Raw genomic sequence first — 16,287 nt, 5'->3', positions numbered from 1 at the left:
GCCCCAGCCGATGAGCAAGCGGATGGGCGGCGACGGCCGTCTGACCACGGCAATCGACCCCCACGACCAGGGCCCGCAGGATGCCTGCGGTGTCTTCGGCGTCTGGGCCCCCGGCGAGGACGTCGCCAAGCTGACCTACTTCGGGCTCTACGCCCTGCAGCACCGCGGCCAGGAGTCGGCGGGCATCGCGGTCAGCAACGGGCGGCAGATCCTGGTCTACAAGGACATGGGCCTGGTCTCGCAGGTCTTCGACGAGTCGACGCTGGACTCGCTCGAGGGCCACCTCGCGATCGGCCACTCGCGCTACTCCACGACCGGCGCCTCCACCTGGCACAACGCGCAGCCGACGTTCCGGCCCACCGCCGACGGCTCCATCGCGCTCGGCCACAACGGCAACCTGATCAACACCCACGAGCTGCGCGAGATGGTCACGGACCTGCCCGGCCCCGCCGGCGAGCTCGAGATCAAGGGCGTCGAGGGCGCGACCAACGACACCAGCCTGGTCACCGCGCTTCTCGCCCACCACCCCGACACGTCGCTCGAGCAGCGCGCGCTCGAGGTCCTCCCCCAGTTGCGCGGTGCGTACTGCTTCGTCTGGATGAACGAGAACACCCTCTACGCCGCCCGTGACCCGCAGGGCATCCGCCCGCTCGTCCTCGGTCGCCTCGACCGGGGCTGGGTCGTGGCCAGCGAGGACGCCGCCCTCGCCACCATCGGTGCGAGCGTGGTCCGCGAGGTCGAGCCCGGCGAGATGGTCGTCATCGACGAGAACGGCCTGCGCTCCCACAAGTTCGCCGAGCCGGACCGCAAGGGGTGCGTCTTCGAGTATGTCTACCTCGCCCGCCCCGACGCCACGATCGCCGGGCGCAACGTGCACGAGGCGCGCGTCGAGATGGGACGCCGGCTGGCCCGCGAGTTCCCGGTCGACGCCGACCTGGTGATGCCCGTGCCGGAGTCCGGCACTCCCGCGGCGTCCGGGTACGCCGCCGAGTCGGGCATCCCGTTCGGTCAGGGCTTCGTCAAGAACGCCTACGTCGGCCGCACGTTCATCCAGCCCAGCCAGACGCTGCGCCAGCTCGGCATCAGGCTCAAGCTCAACGCCCTCGAGCACATGATCCGCGGCAAGCGGATCGTCGTGGTCGACGACTCGATCGTGCGGGGCAACACCCAGCGCGCGCAGGTGCGGATGCTCCGCGAGGCGGGCGCCCTCGAGGTGCACGTGCGGATCTCCAGCCCGCCGGTCAAGTGGCCGTGCTTCTACGGCATCGACTTCGCCACCCGCGCCGAGCTGATCGCCAACGGCCTCACGCCCGAGGAGATCGCTGCCAGCGTCGGAGCCGACACGCTCGGCTACATCTCGCTCGAGGGCATGATCGAGGCGACCGACCAGCCGGCCGAGCGCCTCTGCCAGGCGTGCTTCACGGGGGAGTACCCCATCGAGCTGCCCGACGAGAGCCTGCTCGGCAAGCACCTGCTCGAGGCGACGCTCCAGTCGCCCACCATGGGGCGGGCCCTGCCGGTCCTCAACAACCCCTGACCCGCGCACGCCGCCACCCGAGGAGCCACGTGTCCGACGCCCCCAGCGCCCCGTCCGAAGGCGCCTACGCCGCCGCCGGTGTCTCGATCGAGGCGGCCGACCGCGCGATCGACCTGATGAAGGGCTGGGTGGAGAAGGCCCGCCGTCCGGAGATGATCGGCGGCCTCGGGGGCTTTGCCGGCCTCTTCGACGCCTCCGCGCTGACCCGCTACGAGCGCCCCCTCCTCGCGACCTCGACCGACGGTGTCGGCACCAAGGTCGCCATAGCGCAGCTGATGGACGTCCACGACACCATCGGCTTCGACCTCGTGGGCATGGTCGTCGACGACCTCGTCGTGTGCGGCGCCGAGCCGCTCTTCATGACCGACTACATCGCCTGCGGTCGGGTGGTGCCCGAGCGCATCGCGGCGATCGTCAAGGGCATCGCCGAGGCCTGCGTGGTCGCTGGCTGCGCGCTGATCGGCGGCGAGACCGCCGAGCACCCCGGCCTGCTCGACCCCGACGACTACGACGTCGCGGGCGCCACCACCGGCGTGGTCGAGGCGAGCAAGCTCCTCGGCCCCGGCCGCGTCCGTCCCGGTGACGTCGTCATCGCGATGGAGGCCAGCGGGCTGCACTCCAACGGCTACTCCCTCGTCCGGCACGTCCTGCTCGAGCAGGCCGGCTGGACCGTCGAGCGCCAGGTCGACGACTTCGGCCGCACGCTGGGCGAGGAGCTGCTCGAGCCCACCCGCATCTACGCCAAGGCGTGCCTCGACCTCGCCGACCGCACGGAGACCCACGCCATGTCGCACGTGACCGGCGGGGGCCTCGCGGCCAACCTCGAGCGGGTGCTCCCCGAGGAGCTGTCGGTGCGCATCGACCGCTCGACGTGGACGCCGCAGCCGGTCTTCGACGTCGTACGCCGGGTGGGCGGGGTGGCCCAGGCCGACCTCGAGGCGACCCTCAACTGCGGCGTGGGCATGGTGTCGCTGACCGCCCCGGAATCGGTCGACACGGCGATCTCCGTGCTCGCCGGCCACGGCATCCGGGCCTGGGTCGCGGGCGAGGCCCGCGCGGACGCCGACAACGGCGGCCGGGTCGTGCTGGAGGGCCAGCACCCCGGCTGGTGATGAGATTCGGCACTTCGAGGCCGAAATGCCCGGTCTTGGTGTGCGGGAACACCCACCGCTCAGGTAGCGTTGTCCCCACGATATGTAACCGATCAGACCGGGCGCGTCGGGAGGCTCTCCGACAGCCCCGGCCAAGTGTGCGAGGGGGTCGACCCTATGGGGCGCGGCCGAGCGAAGGCGAAGCAGACGAAGGTTGCCCGCGACCTGAAGTACCGGACTCACGAGACGGACTTCGGCGCGCTGGCGAAGGAGCTGCACGGAGAAGACACTCACCCCACCGGTGAGGTCGATACCGATGGCGACGAGTGGTCGGACTATGCCGACCCGCGTCGTCGCGCAGACTGACTGATCGCACCTGACCACCCCATCCGGGCGACCGGGTGGTGAGGCGTACGAAGCACGCCCTCGTGCGGTCGGTCGGGTGGGCGCACCTCGACGCCGAGATGGCGGCGAGTCGGCGCATCTTGGGCAGCAATCGCATCGGGTCGGCGCGTCCTGACATCGCTGGCGTCAGGACGCGCCGACCCGAGCTGCCTCAGCCCAGGTGGATGCCGCGCAGGCGGCCGACCTCGCGCATGCGACGCTCGGCGAGCCGGTCGGCGGCCTCGGCCGTGGTGACCCCGTCGGCCCTGGCGAGCTCGAACACCTTGCGGGTCGTCTCGAAGATGCCGGCCGCGCGCTGCTGCGCGCGGTCGAAGGAGAAGCCCTCGAGCTCGTCGGCGACCTGGATGACGCCGCCGGAGTTCACGCAGTAGTCGGGGGCGTAGAGGACGCCGTGCTCCTCGATCTTCTTCTCGATGCCGGGGTGCGAGAGCTGGTTGTTGGCCGCGCCGCAGATGATCGTGGCGCGCAGCACCTCGAGCACCTCGTCGCTGATCGCGCCGCCCATGGCGCACGGGGCGTAGACGTCGATATCGCTCGCGACGAGCTCCTCGGTGGTGGCGACCGCGGTGACCTGCGGGAACTGCTCGCGGATCGCCTCGACCGACGGCGCGTGAACGTCCGTGACGACGACGCTGGCTCCGTCCTCGATCAGGTGGCGGACCAGGTGGCGGCCGACCTTGCCGACGCCGGCGACACCGACGGTGCGCCCGGCGAGGGTGGGCTCGCCCCACGCCTGCTCGGCCGCGGCGCGCATGCCCTGGAAGGTGCCGAACGCCGTCAGCACCGAGCTGTCGCCCGCGCCACCGTGGGCGACGGTGCGGCCGGTGACGAAGTCGCACTCGCGCGCGATGTCGTCCATGTCCTCGCTGAACGTGCCCACGTCGCACGCGGTGAAGTAGCGGCCGTCGAGCGACTGCACGAAGCGGCCGTAGGCGCGCAGCAGGGCCTCGGTCTTCAGCTCGGCCGGGTCGCCGATGATGACGGCCTTGCCGCCGCCCAGGTCGAGACCGGCGAGCGCGTTCTTGTACGACATCCCGCGCGAGAGGTTGAGGACGTCGACGATCGCGTCGTCGGTGCTGGCGTAGGGGTAGAACCGCGTCCCGCCGAGGGCCGGGCCCAGTGCAGTGGAGTGGATGGCGATGATGGCCCGCAGGCCGGTCGCGCGATCGTTGCAGAAGACGACCTGCTCGTGCTCGCTGCCGAGCTCGAAGACGTCGACGCCGGAACTGGGTACTCCAGACATGCTCATGGGTCCTTTTCTGGTGGGTGCGGCCGCGGGGTGTGCGGACCTGGTCGGCGCGGTCGAGGGGTGGTGACCGCCGTCACCTCCAGAGTAGTCCCGCCAGAACCTCCGGACCGCATCACTGGGACCGCATGACGACGAGGTCGCCGTGGGTGCCGTAGCCGAGCAGCTTGCCGCCCGTGGCGCGGCCGTCGAAGGTGATCATCAGCCACCGGCCGTCGACCTCGGCGACCGTGGGCCACGGCAGGTTGGTGGGGTAGGGCGCGTCCAGCGCCCCCGTCTCGGTCATCGTGAGGTCGTACGCCGGGAAGCGGGCGCGCTCGCTGCGTCGGGAGTCGCGTCCGTCGCTGGCGAGGACCACGAGCCGGCCGTCGACGTCCACCAGCGTCGTGCCCTCGGTCGACGTACGGTCGCTCGCCGCGCCCAGCAGCCGCAGGTCGTCGAGGCTCGGTCCGGTGGCGAGGGCGGGGTGGAAGTCGAAGAACCGGCGCGCGCTGACGAAGCCGACCAGCCACGCGCCGTCGCGCCGGACGAGGTGGGGGTCCCACGTGGCGATGGAGTCCAGACCCTCGACGGGCATCGGGAGCTCGCGGGTGTCGAGGACGTGCGCACCCCGCAGGAGGTCGGCATCGGACTCGGCGAGGGTGACCCGCAACCCCGCCGGCGTACGTCGTCCTGCGCGGGTCGTCGGGGCCTCGAAGTCGCCCCACGTGCTGGTCGCCACCAGCCAGCCACCGTCGGTGCGGACGAGGTGGGTGGCGTGGTCGCCGAAGACCCCCGGCCTATCGGGCCTGCGGAAGAACAGGTCGGCGGCGTGCGTCACCTCCAGGGCGTCGGGGTCGAAGCGCCAGACGCTGGTGTGGGCGGTGTCGAAGAACCCTGGGCCCGCCGACGTCGCCGTCAGCCACAGCGCTCCGTCGTCCCGCAGCGGGCGGCCGTCCTCGGCGGTGACGAAGCGGGTGTCGCGCAGCCCCAGCTGGCCGAAGCGTCCGGCGGTCCCGCCGTCGGCGGGGAGCTCGACCCGCATCCCGGCCAGGGCGTCCTCGTCGCGGGTGTCGACCCGCGGGCCGGTGCCGCTCGCGACCTCCCGCAGGTCGTGCCGGGCCCGGGCGACCCACCCGGCTGGCTCGCGGCTCCAGGCCGTCACGTGGGTGCCGGTCAGGGTCACGCCGAGACCGGTCGGTTCCTCGGCGCGGTGGAAGCGTCGACTCCGGAGCGTCCCGGCGCCGGGGACGGCGAGGGACACCGATCCCTCGGTCAGGGACGCCGCGAAGCGGTGCTCGCCCAGGAGCAGCGCCACCGGTCCGTCGAGACCCGCTGTGGTCACCGTGACGTACGGTGCCACGGCCGGCATCGCGACCTCGCCCGCCTGGTCGGTCTCGACCTGCACGGATCCGGGTGCGACCAGGTCCACCGGGCGCAGCCGGCGGACGATCTCGAGGCGGGGAAGCACCGGCCCATCCTGCCGGACCTCACTCGGCCAGCAGGTAGCCCAGTCCCACCGCGGCCGGCACCCTTCCGCCCGCCACGCCGACGTGCGACCTGCCCTCCCAGACGACCGCGCGTCCTCGCGGGATGCCTGCGGCGGTCCGTTCGAAGAGGTCGCGGGAGTAGAAGCCGTCGGCCGTCCCGCCCAGCACCAGGGTCGGCGCCGTGACCCGGCCGAGGTGCGGCTCGGTGTCGAAGACGTCCTCGGCGGCGATGACCACGAGCATGTCGCGCGGGTCCTTGGCGGCGGTGAACTGCCCCATCACCCAGCCGGCCGGGCGGGTCAGCAGGCGCAGCCGGGGACGCGTGCCGGCGGCGACCATGGCGGCGGTCGCGGCGGGCGTGTCGCCGACCTCGGTCAGCCGTGCCACCTCCGCCATCACCGACTTCCCGCGGGGCGAGAGCCGGCACGCAGCGGCGGCGACCACGAGCCGGCGTACGAGCGCGGGCCGGTCCACCGCGAGCTGGAGCGCGACCGACCCGCCGGTCGACGTTCCGTGGAGGTGGACCGGCTCGCCGAGGTCGTCCTCGATGACGGACGCGTAGTCCGCGGCAAGGTCGGACATCGATGTCCCGACGGGAAGACCCGGGCGCCGGTTGACCAGGTAGACGGTGAAGTGCTCCGCGAACGGCGCCGTCCAGGCGAGCGACGCCCGTCGGGCGGTCCCCTTCGGGGTGGCGTGCTCGGTCGTGAGCCCGGCCGCCACCAGGAGCACCGGCCCGCGGCCGGTCCTCAGGTAGGGCACTCCGTTGCCGAACGTGCCTTCCTCGACCTGTGGCACCAGACCACGGTAGGCCCCCGGTGCCGATCCGTCCGCCCGGACCAGACCGCACGCGCAGGTCATACGGAACGGGCACGCAGAAGGGCCCCGGTCGGGACGTGACCGGGGCCCTGCTGTGCTTGTGGGCAGGGGCGGGGTCGAACCGCCGACCTATCACTTTTCAGGCGATCGCTCGTACCAACTGAGCTACCTGCCCAAGCGGGGACGAGAATACATGAGGCCCGCGGGCGGAAGGCAATCGGCTCAGTCGCTGCGTGGGACGTAGGCAGGGAGCTCGAGCCAGAACGACGAGCCGGTGCCCGGCGTCGACTCGCCGCGGACCGCGCCGCCCTCGCGCTCGGCGATGGTGCGCGACAGCGACAGGCCGAGCCCACTGCCCTGGGTGGTCGGCGCGGCGAAGCGGACGAACGGCTCGAAGGCGTGCTGGAGCTGCTCGGGGGTGAGCCCCGGGCCGTCGTCGCGGACGACGATGCGCACCATCGGCTTCGCGCTCTCGCCCACCAGCGCCTCGGCGGTGAGGTGCACGGAGCCGCCGGTCGGGCGGTGGTGGGCGATCGCGTTGCCCAAGAGGTTCGCGAGGACCTGGCGGACGGCCGAGGGGTGCCCCCACGCCGCCAGTGACGGATCGACCACGGCCTGCATGTCGACGCCCGCGGTGCGCGCCGGGGTGCGGTGCCAGTGGATGACGTCGGCGACCGCGTCCGCCAGCAGGATCTCCTGGCGCTGGTCGTCGGACGACATGGCGCGACCGGCGCCGAGGAGGGTGTCGACGATGCTGAGCAGCCGCTCGCAGGAGCGCACGATGACCGGGCCGTCCCGCTTCATGCCGGTCGTGACGTCGTCGGCGGACCCGTGCTCGGCGTCGTCGAGCAGGCCCTCGGTGTAGCCGAGGATCGCGGACAGCGGCGTACGCAGCTCGTGCCCGACCGCGCCGAAGAGCTGCTGGGTCGCCAGCTGCGCCTCAGCGCCCGCCTCGATGGCCTCGGCCAGCGAACGGCGGGACTGCTCGAGGGTGAGGCGCGCGGTGACGGCTGCATTCAACAGTTTGAAGTCCGCGACGAGTTGGTCGGGCCAGACGCCGGAAGTCACGCTGAGGACGGACATGCTCCCGAACATCCGGTCCCCCTCTGTCCATGCAGACGAGATCAGGCTGCGCACTCCGCACTGCGTCATCTCTGCCGCATCCTGCGACGCTGCGGCGGGCAGGTGGTCGCGGTCGGTGATTGCAACGACGCCACTGGTGCGGAGCAGGCTGGACATCCACGGCATCGAGAGAGCCGCTTCGGGGCCTGCTCCCGGTGGCGGGAGCATGGAGTGGTGAGACCCAGGACGGTTCCACTCGCGGATCCATGCGCGACCGCCCAGCTGGCGCCAATCTCTCGTGTCCTGCGGCGGAAGGCTGGTGAGTGCCGATGCAACCAGGTCGACTCGCAAGTCGAGTTGCAGGTGCATCGCTACTTCGTGCAGGGCTGCGTTGATGCTCGACGTCCCAGCGAGGATCGTGGGAACAAGTCTCGCGGCACCGCTGCTCGGATGGCCTTCGACGGAGGTGTCCTGCAGGGCAGGGTGCTGCATCATGGCGAGCGCCTCCCGCGCGGTCGAGCAAAGAAGCGACACGGCCGTGGCGCTAGGCCCCGACTCTGGTCCACTAGTACGTCCTCGTTCAAGCTCAATTCCTGGTTCGCAGCCCACTGGGCCAGCTCCGTTAGCTGCGCGAGCCCGAGGTTCCTGCCCGGGCACGCGTGCGGCCCCGCGCCGAAGGGCAGCCAAGCTCCTGGGCGGCGGCTCGGGTCCCTCCAGCGATCGGGATCGAACCGCTCGATGCCTGCGGAGCCGCCGGGAACGAGCTCCTCGCACCGGCCAAGGAGGAGTGGACTGACCATGACCACCGAACCGGATGGGATGGTCGCACCTCCCAGGTCGACCGGCTCGACGGTGATGCGAGCAGTGATCCACGTGGGTGGCGTCAGGCGCAAGGTCTCCCAGACCGCGTGGACCGGGTCGACGACACCGTCATCATGGTCCGCGAGCAGCGCGAGCAGCCAGGAGCCCGCGGCGATGGGCACCTGGATGCCAGCTGCGAGGAAGGTCCCGAGCTCCGATGGCTCGCCCACGGTCTCGGTGCGAGCGAGGGAATGTTCCAACTCGCGGCGGGCGGCGCTCTCCGCGCGACGCTTGCGGCTCCACCCGCTCGGTGGGCGGCGGGCGGCGATCACCGGACCGAGCGCGTCGATCCACCGAAGAACCGCGTCCGCGACTGCGTCGCGCTCGTCGGTCGTCAGCGACGGCAGCGTCGCCGCTGTCGTGGCGCGCGCGACGGGCTGCCGCAGCAGCGCCATGGCGTCGTACGGATGACCGGGTCGGCTGTGGTCGTGCTCTCGCACGGCGCGCGCCCATTCCTTCGAGAACGTAACGCGGCCCGTCCCAACCTGAGTAGGAGACAGGGGCGTGAACACTGTGTGCCCGGAGCGAGAATCGCCCCGACTTCCGGACAGATCTCCCGTGCGACTCACGTTGCTCGGAAAGTCGAAGCGCGCCGGGTCGGTGAGCACCTCTCGAGCCAGCGCAGGGGTGGCCGCGACCCACGGCCCAAATCTCCCGAGTGCGATCACACCGGTGCGCGGGGCGGCAAGAACAGCGCCGAGCCGACCACCGGCCGACTCGGCGCTACTCACGTGCTTCACGCCGTGCGGATCACTGCGCGTGGCTTGCTCGTGGGCGTCAGCGCTTGCCGGGGCCCGGACGCCAGCCGTACACGGCCTGCAGCTGGTTGGCGGCGCGCTTGGCCTCGATGGCGGTGCGGATGCGGTTCATCATGATGTTTCTCCAGGGTGGGGTGGACGGTGCACGCCGGGTGGCGTACAGGGGTGCTACGCGGAGCTCGTCTCCCGTGGGTGGTGACAGGGGTCGGGGTCAGGACTCCAGGTCGCGCAGTGTCTCGGTGATCAGGTCGGTCAGCTGCTGGATGCGCAGCGGTTTCTGCATGACTGTCGTGATGCCGAGTTCTTGGAGGACCGCGCGGTTCTCGCCGGCCCAGGCGGAGATGACGACGATGCGCAGTGCCGGCGCCACGTCGGGCCGGTCACGCAGCCAGCGCACCACCTCGACGCCCGTCATCCGAGGCATGGTCAGGTCGAGCAGCATGACGTCGAAGCTCTCGCGCTCCAACGTCTCCACTGCGTCCTGGCCGTCGTACGCCGTCGAGGCGACGTGACCGGCGCGCTCGACCAGGCGGCAGAAGACGTCGCGGATGTCCTCGTTGTCATCGACCACGAGGAAACGCAGCTGCCGCTCGTTGCTCACGAGGCAAGATTAGTCAAACCTTTGGCAAGTCGTGTGGCGTCTGCGGAAACTTGTCCGCGCCTCGGGCATTGACCCGCCTCGCTCCGGGCCACGGATCGGGCATTGGTTGGGAGCCCGACGGCCGCTGCCCCTATGCTGGTCGCTGCTCGATCGGGTCCGTCCCGGATGAGCTGGCCCCCATCGTCTAGCGGCCCAGGACCCCGCCCTTTCACGGCGGTAGCGCCGGTTCGAATCCGGTTGGGGGTGCGACTCGGCCGGGGGTCGACGCCGATTGGGTGTCACCGAAGAGCATGGGTTAGAGTTCCACCCGCTTCACCAGCACGACCGGAGGAGCAGCAGCATCCTGGCCCCGTAGCGCAGTTGGTTAGCGCGCCGCCCTGTCACGGCGGAGGCCGCGGGTTCGAGTCCCGTCGGGGTCGCCAACGCATGACCGGAAGGGTGAGCCACCAGGCTCGCCCTTCCTGTCATTTCAGCGCCGCACGACGACGCGGTGGGGCGTTTCGACGGCGCTCCTAGGGTGGTGCCATGCCGATCGACCTCGACCCCGCCGCGTTCGACGCCATGGTGGGGCGAGCCCTCGACGGCCTCCCCGACGACCTCGCGCGGCTCGTGGACAACGTCGTGGTGCTCGTCGAGCCGGAGGCGCCCGCGGACGACCCCGACCTGCTCGGGCTCTACGACGGGCTGGCGCTCACCGAGCGGCCGGCCAACCACGCGGGGATGCTGCCCGACCGCATCCTGCTCTTCCGAGGCCCGCTGCTCGACATGGCCGACACCGTCGAGGACCTGGAGGAGGAGGTGCGCATCACCGTCGTCCACGAGGTCGCGCACCACTTCGGGCTCGACGACGGGCGCCTGCACGAGCTCGGCTGGGGCTAGCGGTTCGCTAGGACAGGCCGGCGCCGACCGCCCAGCCGAGGGCGCAGGCCGCGAGCGCGAGCACCGTCGTGGCGACCACGTAGCCGGCGGCGGCCCGTGCTGGACGCTCCACGGCCTGCACGGCGAACGTCGAGAACGACGTGAAGCCGCCGCAGAAGCCCGTCGCGAGCAGCGCCCACGCGGCCTCGCCGAGGGACAGCGCGGCGAACAGTCCGAACAGCCCCGACCCGACGGTGTTGACCGTGAGCATCCCGCGCGGGACGTGGCCGTCGAGCCGCGCGAGGACGTAGCGCAGGGGAGCCCCGACCGCGGCGCCGAGGGCGACGAGGAGCGCGCTCATCGCAGGGCCTCCTCGGGCTCGGGGCGACGCGACAGGTGCTGGCCCAGCGCGGCGGCGGACAGCCCCGCGGCGAGGGTCAGGGCGAGGTAGGCGCCGGCGACGACGACGTGGCCACCGGCGGCGAGGTCGCGCGTCTGCCCGGCCCACGCCGAGACCGTGGTGAAGCCACCCAGGAGGCCCGGACCGAGGGTGGCCGCGACCCGAGGCGATCGGCGTACGACGGCGAGGACGGGCAGCACCCCGAGGACGAACGACCCGACGACGTTGATGGCCAGCGTGGGCCAGGGGAACAACGTGTCGGGCGCGGCGACGTCGACGAGGTGGCGCAACACGGCGCCGACGGCACCGCCGGCAGCCACGAGCAGGACGTCGACGGCCCGGATCGGGCGGCGCGTCACCCGACCCGGCTCGTGGACGACGACGCCGAGCCCGGGTTGTCGTCCCACGGCCGGGCGGACGCACCGTCGAGCTGGTGGACCAGCTCGGTCAGCAGCCAGTTGTGCAGGGCCCGCTGGCGGGGCGTGCGGGCCATCGACAGCAGTCGCTCCGCCCGGCAGAACGCGTCGGCGACGTCGAACATCTCGGTCATGGTCACGAAGATGGGGCCCGCCTCGCGGACCATCGGGAACGCGACGTCCACGTGCGGCAGCCCGCGCGTCTCGGCCTCGACGATCTGCTCGCGGAAGGTGTCGGGGAACTGCCGCTCGAAGTTGGCGAACATCGACGTCAGGTCGCCGGCGAGCGGGTAGTCGGACTGGTGCGAGAGCGACAGGAGGCGCAGCTCGCGGCGCAGCTCGTGGTACTGGCGCTTGAGCGAGGTGTAGAGCGGGACGTCGATGCGGAGCAGGCGTACGTCGAGGGCGCCCTCGCTGATCGGCTCGGGCGGGGTGCGGTCGTGGTGGTCGATGACCCACTCGACCGACCCCGCGTCGGTCATCTCGGGCGCGGGCTCGAACCAGACGATCTTGCCGTCGGACTCGATCGTCGCGCCCCAGGCGACGGCGCACTGGGCGACCATCGACAACCCGCGGCCGAAGGTGAGCAGCAGGTCGAGATCGTCGCCCTCGACCGGGACGGGAGGCACCGGCGGACGGGGGGAGCCGTCGACCACCTCGATGCGCGGGTGCGAGGCGGTGCCCCGGACGCGGACCTTGTAGGGGGCAGCCGCGTGCAGGATCGCGTTGGCCACCAGCTCGGAGACCCCCAGCTCGGCGCACTCGACGAGGTCGGACCGGTCGAGGCGCTCGCAGACGTCGCCGACCCAGCGACGCGCGTCGGCCGCAGCGCGCGGCGAGGACGCCAGCGTCAACTCGGAGGTCAGCGGCACTGGGACTCTTTTCGACAGGGATGAGGGCCGGGGGCGGGCAGTCCAGTGGAGCCATGATTGCCCAGAAGCGGGTGGTTCAAACCTCGACGGTCACCATAGTTCTTCGTGAGTGTGGGTAGTGGTGTGAGCAAGCCGACGCGCCCAGCGTTTCGCGCCGTGCCCGCCCGAGGAGGAGAATGGACGTGGCAGTGGACGGAACGACTCACCTTCGACCCCAGGAGCTTCCATGACCTCGCCCGCGACGCAGTCCTCACGACACAAGGTCGTCGTGATCGGGTCCGGCTTCGGCGGTCTCTTCGGCACGAAGGCGCTCCGCCGCGCGGACGTCGACGTCACCGTCATCGCGAAGACCACGCACCACCTCTTCCAGCCGCTGCTCTACCAGGTCGCGACCGGCATCCTGTCCGAGGGCGAGATCGCCCCGCCGACCCGCGAGGTGCTGAGCAGCCAGGACAACGCGTCGGTGATCCTCGGCGAGGTCACCGAGATCGACCTCGCCGCCAAGACGGTCACCTCGCAGGTGCTGGGTCGCGACACCGTGACGTCGTACGACTCGCTGCTGGTCGCCGCCGGCGCCGGCCAGTCCTACTTCGGCAACGACCACTTCGCCGAGTTCGCCCCCGGCATGAAGAGCATCGACGACGCCCTCGAGCTGCGCGGCCGGATCTTCGGCGCCTTCGAGATGGCCGAGCTGGGCGCGACCCGCGGCGACGACGTCGACCACCTGCTGACGTTCGTCGTGGTGGGTGCGGGCCCGACCGGCGTGGAGATGGCCGGCCAGATCGCCGAGCTGGCCCACCGCACGCTCAACAAGGACTTCCGCGCGATCAACACGCGCACCGCCCGCGTCGTGCTCATCGATGCCGCCGGCCAGGTGCTGCCGCCGTTCGGTGCCAAGCTCGGTGCCAAGGCCAAGGCCGAGCTCGAGAAGCTGGGCGTCGAGGTGATGCTCGGCGGCATGGTGACCGAGGTCGACGAGCGCGGCCTCGAGGTCAAGTTCAAGGACGGCCGCACCGAGCGGATCGACTCCGTCGCCAAGATCTGGGCCGCCGGCGTCCAGGCCAACCCCCTCGGCAGGACGCTCTCGGAGCAGACCGGCGCCCCGCTCGACCGCGCCGGCCGCATCGCGGTGAACCCCGACCTCACGCTGCCCGGCCACCCCGAGGTGTTCGTCGTCGGCGACATGATCGCCCTCGACAACCTCCCCGGCGTCGCGCAGGTCGCGATCCAGGGCGCGAAGTACGCCGCCAAGGAGATCCGCAACCGGATCGAGGGCAAGCCGCCCCAGCCGCCGTTCAAGTACTTCGACAAGGGCTCGATGGCGATCATCAGCCGGTTCGACGCCGTCGCGATGGTCGGCAAGCTCCGGCTCACCGGCATCATCGCCTGGCTGATGTGGCTCGGCGTCCACCTCGTCTACCTCACCGGCTTCAAGAACCAGGTCTCCGCGCTGATGCGCTGGGCGATCACCTTCGCCAGCAACAACCGCTCCGAGCGCACCACCACCGAGCAGCAGATCTTCGCCCGCGCGGCGCTCGCGCGGCTGCGTCGCGGTGCGGCCGACCTCGTCTCCGACCCGGGGATCTACGACGCCACCCGCGCGATGATGGACGAGACCCGTCGCCAGGAGCTGGAGGCGGCCGCGGCCCGCGAGGCCGAGCTCACCGACTCCGGTGCGCGCGGCGTGCCGGCCGACCGCGTCGGCGGCGCCTGAGTCGTACGCCGTCCGCGTCAGCCGGGCGCGTCCGCGCGCGTTCGCTGCAGCCGGTGCCCGGTCGCGCGGGCAGCGAGACGGAACGCGATGATCGCGATCGCGGCGCCGGCGAGGTCGTCGGCGATGTAGTGCCACCCGAAGTAGAGCGTCGCGACGACCGTCAGCGCGAAGTTGACCCAGAAGACGGTGCGGATCACCTGGCTGCGGACCGTGTGCTGCGCCATGAGCGCCCAGAGCAGGGCGATGGCGGTGTGCAGGCTGGCGAAGCCGGCGACGCCCTGGTAGTCGCCCTCGCCCCACAGGAACCCGTGGCGCGAGTAGACGAGCGAGTCCATCAGCTCGGACGTGGCGTTGGGCGTGAGGTCGCTGGTCAGCCAGGGGTACATGATCCCGGGGCCCAGGGTGGGGAGCAGGTAGTAGGACGCCGCGCCCAGGGTCCACGCGATCCCCTGCGCGGTGACGAACCACCAGCCGTGCCCGATGTTGCGCGACCAGACGAGCCATACGGTCACCAGGATGGCGACGAGGGGGATGTAGGCGAGGTAGACGGCGGAGAGCACGTGTGCCGACAGGCCGGTCCCGAACAGGTCCTGCATGAGGGTCGCGGGGTCGTGCCCGAGGAGCAGCAGGCGGTCCAGCACGCGCAGCTCGCTGTCGTACTTCCCGTCCCGCACCAGCGGGAGCAGCGACTTCAGGTTGCGGTAGGCGACGTACACGACGTAGAAGCCCGAGATCCCGATGACCACGAGCTGCAGGCGTACGCGGGTCCAGTGCGTGCGCACGCGGTGTCGGACCGCGGCGGCGGTTCGGGCGGGGTCGAGCCGTCCCTGCCACAGCGCGCGGGGGAGGAGGTCGACGACGATCGCCGTCAGGCACAGCACCGGAAGCCGGACCCACGAGGGCCCCAGGAAGCTGCCCTCGGGGTCGGCCACCGGCCGGTCGAGCATCCAGCTGGCGACGAACGTGACGGCACCGATGAGCGCGGCGTTGGCCAGCAGGAACGCGTAGGGCCGACGCTTGCTGCCCTGGCTACCGGTGGTGGCGTCGAGGACAGCAGACGATGGCGCGGACATGTGACTCCGGTGGTGCAGGGGCGGGCGTGAGGGCCCATTCTCCCCAATCGCGCCAAACCCTTTCCGGGGAGGTTGCCGACGCGCCGCGTGTCCCCTCCGAAAAAAGGACTGCGGCGCCCGTAACGCCTCCGGCGTCCGCGGCGCTGAGTGTGGTGAGCGGCCCGTCACCGGCCGTGTCCCGACCTCCCGCCGGGGCACATGAGCGTGACGTGGTGGCTCCAGCAGGAGGCAGCGGCGCGACCACCCCCCCGTTCAGGTCGCGCCGCTGTTTGCCGGCCCGGCCGGTACACACCCGGTAGGCCTCCAGGGGCTCGAACCCTGAACCAACGGATTAAAAGTCCGGTGCTCTACCAATTGAGCTAGAGGCCCGCGGCAGGTCTCCCCACGCGTGGGGTGATCCTCTCAGAGTGCGTTCTGCCGGGCTGAGGAGGCGTCCGCGGAGAGCACGGCCGCAGCGAGGCTGTGGTCGATGTGGGCGGTCATCAGCTCGGACGCGCCAGGGGCGTCACCGTCGACCACGAGCCTGACGAGCTCGTGGTGCTCCTCGAAGTCGCGGGTGCGGTCCTCCCCGCCCGGCGGCAGCTGGAGACCCACGCGTCGGTAGCGGTCGGACTTGTCCCAGAGGTCGTCGAGCATGCGGACGACGACGTCGTTGTGCGAGGCGGAGTAGAGCGCGCGGTGCACCTCGCGGTGCGCTGCGAGCGCCGTCTCACCCCACCTCCGGGTGACGGGCTTCAGCCGCTTCAGCGCTGCCTGCATCCGTACGACGTCGGCGTCCGTGCGGCGCTCGGCGGCCAGGGCGACGGCGGCCGGCTCGAGGGCACGCCGGGCCTCGAGCAGCTGGCGGGCCTCGTGGAGGTCGAGCTCGGCGACGCGCGCGTTGCGGTGCGTGTCGAGGCGGATCCATCCCTCCCCGCTGAGTCGGCGTACGGCCTCGCGCAGCGGCGTGATGCTGATGCCCAGCTCGGCGGCGAGCTCGTACTGCGCCAGGGGTGAGCCGGCTTCCAGCGAGCCGTCGAGGATCTGCTGGCGGATGCGCGCGTAGGCGACGTCGGCCTTGCTGCTGAAGAGGGGAGCGGTCACCCGGTCATCTTATAAGACCGAT

The 16,287-nt window shown here is 71.4% G+C and carries 16 protein-coding genes and 4 tRNA genes; 7 read left to right on the top strand and 13 right to left on the bottom strand.

Annotated elements, in window-relative coordinates; all coding sequences use genetic code 11:
- Positions 1-10: 10 nt before the first annotated feature.
- From purF to ACFQW6_RS11175, 3 genes are all read left to right on the top strand, one after another.
- On the top strand, positions 11-1,537 hold the full coding sequence (purF, locus tag ACFQW6_RS11185) for an amidophosphoribosyltransferase (RefSeq protein ID WP_378547534.1): 1,527 nt from the start codon (positions 11-13) through the stop codon (positions 1,535-1,537).
- A 29-nt stretch (positions 1,538-1,566) separates the two neighbouring features.
- Entirely contained in the window at positions 1,567-2,649 is a 1,083-nt protein-coding gene (gene purM, locus ACFQW6_RS11180) for a phosphoribosylformylglycinamidine cyclo-ligase (RefSeq protein WP_378544631.1), read from the top strand.
- Between the two features lie 156 nt (positions 2,650-2,805).
- Positions 2,806-2,994 (top strand): DUF3073 domain-containing protein, encoded by a 189-nt coding sequence (locus tag ACFQW6_RS11175; protein ID WP_378544629.1) that lies wholly within the window; start codon positions 2,806-2,808, stop codon positions 2,992-2,994.
- A 190-nt stretch (positions 2,995-3,184) separates the two neighbouring features.
- On the opposite strand, the gene ACFQW6_RS11170 is transcribed toward ACFQW6_RS11175, so the two are convergent.
- From ACFQW6_RS11170 to ACFQW6_RS11140, 7 genes are all read right to left on the bottom strand, one after another.
- On the bottom strand, positions 3,185-4,282 hold the full coding sequence (locus ACFQW6_RS11170; protein WP_378544627.1) for a Glu/Leu/Phe/Val dehydrogenase: 1,098 nt from the start codon (positions 4,280-4,282) through the stop codon (positions 3,185-3,187).
- Between the two features lie 112 nt (positions 4,283-4,394).
- Positions 4,395-5,729, bottom strand: a complete 1,335-nt coding sequence (locus ACFQW6_RS11165; RefSeq protein WP_378544625.1) for a hypothetical protein — start codon at positions 5,727-5,729, stop codon at positions 4,395-4,397.
- Between the two features lie 19 nt (positions 5,730-5,748).
- Entirely contained in the window at positions 5,749-6,546 is a 798-nt protein-coding gene (locus tag ACFQW6_RS11160) for an alpha/beta fold hydrolase (protein WP_378544623.1), read from the bottom strand.
- A gap of 122 nt (positions 6,547-6,668) precedes the next feature.
- Positions 6,669-6,742, bottom strand: a tRNA-Phe gene (locus ACFQW6_RS11155).
- 47 nt (positions 6,743-6,789) lie between these two features.
- Entirely contained in the window at positions 6,790-7,650 is an 861-nt protein-coding gene (locus ACFQW6_RS11150; RefSeq protein ID WP_378544620.1) for a sensor histidine kinase, read from the bottom strand.
- A 470-nt stretch (positions 7,651-8,120) separates the two neighbouring features.
- Complete coding sequence (locus ACFQW6_RS11145; RefSeq protein ID WP_378544617.1) at positions 8,121-8,930, bottom strand: cytochrome P450; 810 nt, start codon at positions 8,928-8,930, stop codon at positions 8,121-8,123.
- A 529-nt stretch (positions 8,931-9,459) separates the two neighbouring features.
- A complete protein-coding gene (locus tag ACFQW6_RS11140) occupies positions 9,460-9,849 on the bottom strand; it encodes a response regulator (RefSeq protein WP_378544614.1) in 390 nt (129 codons plus the stop codon).
- A gap of 173 nt (positions 9,850-10,022) precedes the next feature.
- On the opposite strand from ACFQW6_RS11140, the gene ACFQW6_RS11135 reads away from it, so the two are divergent.
- The 3 genes from ACFQW6_RS11135 to ACFQW6_RS11125 all read left to right on the top strand — a co-directional run bounded on the left by ACFQW6_RS11135 (position 10,023) and on the right by ACFQW6_RS11125 (position 10,728).
- Positions 10,023-10,095: transfer RNA gene (locus ACFQW6_RS11135), tRNA-Glu, on the top strand.
- A 99-nt stretch (positions 10,096-10,194) separates the two neighbouring features.
- Positions 10,195-10,271 (top strand) — tRNA-Asp (locus tag ACFQW6_RS11130).
- Between the two features lie 103 nt (positions 10,272-10,374).
- Positions 10,375-10,728, top strand: a complete 354-nt coding sequence (locus ACFQW6_RS11125) for a metallopeptidase family protein (RefSeq protein ID WP_378544611.1) — start codon at positions 10,375-10,377, stop codon at positions 10,726-10,728.
- Between the two features lie 7 nt (positions 10,729-10,735).
- On the opposite strand, the gene ACFQW6_RS11120 is transcribed toward ACFQW6_RS11125, so the two are convergent.
- From ACFQW6_RS11120 to ACFQW6_RS11110, 3 genes are read right to left on the bottom strand one after another with little or no spacing between them, the layout of a single operon-like run.
- Complete coding sequence (locus tag ACFQW6_RS11120; RefSeq protein ID WP_378544608.1) at positions 10,736-11,068, bottom strand: fluoride efflux transporter FluC; 333 nt, start codon at positions 11,066-11,068, stop codon at positions 10,736-10,738.
- Entirely contained in the window at positions 11,065-11,466 is a 402-nt protein-coding gene (locus ACFQW6_RS11115) for a fluoride efflux transporter FluC (protein ID WP_378544605.1), read from the bottom strand. Before ACFQW6_RS11115 ends, ACFQW6_RS11120 begins: the two co-directional genes overlap by 4 nt.
- A complete protein-coding gene (locus ACFQW6_RS11110) occupies positions 11,463-12,395 on the bottom strand; it encodes an ATP-binding protein (protein ID WP_378544602.1) in 933 nt (310 codons plus the stop codon). The genes ACFQW6_RS11115 and ACFQW6_RS11110 overlap by 4 nt, the downstream gene beginning before the upstream one ends.
- Positions 12,396-12,621: 226 nt before the next feature.
- On the opposite strand from ACFQW6_RS11110, the gene ACFQW6_RS11105 reads away from it, so the two are divergent.
- Positions 12,622-14,109, top strand: coding sequence for an NAD(P)/FAD-dependent oxidoreductase (locus tag ACFQW6_RS11105; protein WP_378544599.1), 1,488 nt, complete (start codon positions 12,622-12,624; stop codon positions 14,107-14,109).
- Between the two features lie 17 nt (positions 14,110-14,126).
- On the opposite strand, the gene ACFQW6_RS11100 is transcribed toward ACFQW6_RS11105, so the two are convergent.
- The 3 genes from ACFQW6_RS11100 to ACFQW6_RS11090 form a co-directional block, all read right to left on the bottom strand.
- On the bottom strand, positions 14,127-15,182 hold the full coding sequence (locus ACFQW6_RS11100) for a phosphatase PAP2 family protein (RefSeq protein ID WP_378544596.1): 1,056 nt from the start codon (positions 15,180-15,182) through the stop codon (positions 14,127-14,129).
- Positions 15,183-15,478: 296 nt separating this feature from the next.
- A tRNA-Lys gene (locus ACFQW6_RS11095) sits at positions 15,479-15,551 on the bottom strand.
- 33 nt (positions 15,552-15,584) lie between these two features.
- The gene (locus ACFQW6_RS11090) at positions 15,585-16,265 is read right to left on the bottom strand and encodes a GntR family transcriptional regulator (RefSeq protein WP_378544593.1); all 681 of its coding nucleotides are present in this window, start codon (positions 16,263-16,265) and stop codon (positions 15,585-15,587) included.
- Positions 16,266-16,287 lie beyond the last annotated feature (22 nt).

Origin of the sequence: Nocardioides sp. GCM10028917, from assembly GCF_042666175.1 — a bacterium.
Taxonomy (GTDB): domain Bacteria; phylum Actinomycetota; class Actinomycetes; order Propionibacteriales; family Nocardioidaceae; genus Nocardioides.
Note: the sequence above shows the minus strand (reverse complement) of the source record. Positions and strands in the feature narration are given on the sequence as shown.